Below are 1,598 nucleotides of genomic sequence, written 5' to 3'. Positions count from 1 at the left end.
CCCCGCCGCCGCCGGTGGTGGTGGTGCCGGTGCAGCCGCCGTCGCCGACGGTGCTGCCGACGGTTGCGGCCGTGGCCGCAGCGCCGGCCCCGGTCGTGCGGCTCGCGGGCGCGCTCGACTTCGGTCTCGAAGCACCATTGGCCAGCAACACCTGGGTGAATGAATGGGTTGCAGGATCGCGCCAAACAGCGCCCAATGATTGGAAGCTGACGATTTGACGATGAATGCTTGGTTGGAGGGAACCACGATGAGCACCTATCGCATCGCGCTTGTCGCCGCAGCCGCGGCGCTGGCACTCGCCCAGGCCGCGACGGCGGCCACATTGAGCGGCACGGCCACGCCGGGCACGACCACGGTCGGGGCCACCGGGACAGTGGTGGCGGACATCACCGTGTCCGACCCGGTCGACCTGTTCGGCGCCACGCTGAACCTGTACTGGGAGCCGGGGCTGTCCTTCAATGGCATCGACGCCACGGTCTTCGGCATGAGCCTCGCGGACTTCACCGCGCAGTTCGACCCGAGCCTGACGCAGGTCAGCACCGCGCCCGATCCCGCCATGCCCGGCTACGAGCACTACGGCATCTCGCTGCTGGCCAACATCGTGCCGCCGAGCCTGGCGGCCGGGCCGGTGGCGGTGAGCTTCAGCTTCATCGGCGTGGCCAGCGGCGTGCAGAAGGTGCATCTGGACCTGCTGCTGACCGATGCCTCCGACTTCAGCGACATCCCGCTGACGCTGGACAGCACCGTCACCGTCTCGCCGGTGCCCGAGGCGCCGCCGGCCGTGATGCTGGCCGCCGGCCTCGGTGTGCTGGCGCTGATGGCCCGCCGCCGTCGCTCCTGAAATCGCAGCGCGGAGCACGCCCCGAGCGGGCAGGGCGCTCCGCCACATCGACCGCCGATGAACGCCCGCCACGAGATCCCTCCTTCCGTCGCTGCTGATGCCGCCTGGGCCGCGCTGGCCTCGGCCGAATCGGCCGAGCAGCTGTGCCGCGCCTGGCTGGCCGTGCTGTGCAGCCTGGTGCCCGGCGTGCAGGTGGGCCTGCTGCTGCTGCAGGACGCCGAGGGGTCCTACGTGCCCGCCGCCGCCTGGCCCGAGGGCACCGAGCTGCAGCGGCTCGCGGACGTCGCGCGCGAGTGCCTGACGACCCGCCAGGGCGTGCGCCGCCAGCAGCCCGGCGAGCCGACGCAGCTGGCCTATCCGCTCGCCGCCGGCGCCACGCTGCATGGCGCGGTGGTGGTCGAGATGCTCGACGCCAGCCCCGAGGCGGCGCGGCTTTCCGCCCGGCTGACGCACTGGGGCGCCGGCTGGATGGCCGACCTGTTCGACCAGCGCGAGCTCGGCGCGGCGCGGCGGCGGCTCGATGAATCGGCCTTCCTGTTCGAGGTCTCGCTGGCCGCGCTGGCCGAGAGCGATTTCGGGCAGGCGGGGCTGACGCTGGTCAACAAGCTGGCGGCACGCTTCGGCTGCCACCAGGTGCAGCTGGCGATGGCCCAGGGGCCGCAGCTGGAGACGACGGCCGTCTCGCACTCGGCCTGGTTCGACGAGCGCGCCAACCTGACCGCGCTGGCTCGCGCCGCGATGGCCGAGGCCTTCGACC

The 1,598-nt window shown here is 72.5% G+C and carries 2 protein-coding genes and 1 pseudogene; all 3 read left to right on the top strand.

The features are described from left to right. Nucleotides 1-218 (top strand): annotated as a pseudogene (locus B0W88_RS34095) (hypothetical protein); the annotation flags it as partial. A 29-nt stretch (nucleotides 219-247) separates the two neighbouring features. Then, on the top strand, nucleotides 248-841 hold the full coding sequence (locus B0W88_RS31665; protein ID WP_077038398.1) for a PEP-CTERM sorting domain-containing protein: 594 nt from the start codon (nucleotides 248-250) through the stop codon (nucleotides 839-841). Between the two features lie 57 nt (nucleotides 842-898). Next, on the top strand, nucleotides 899-1,598 hold a 700-nt coding region (locus B0W88_RS31660), incomplete at its 3' end, for a hypothetical protein (RefSeq protein WP_198938006.1).

Origin of the sequence: Pelomonas sp. KK5 (genome assembly GCF_001984095.1) — a bacterium.
GTDB lineage: Bacteria > Pseudomonadota > Gammaproteobacteria > Burkholderiales > Burkholderiaceae_C > KK5.
Note: the sequence above shows the minus strand (reverse complement) of the source record. Positions and strands in the feature narration are given on the sequence as shown.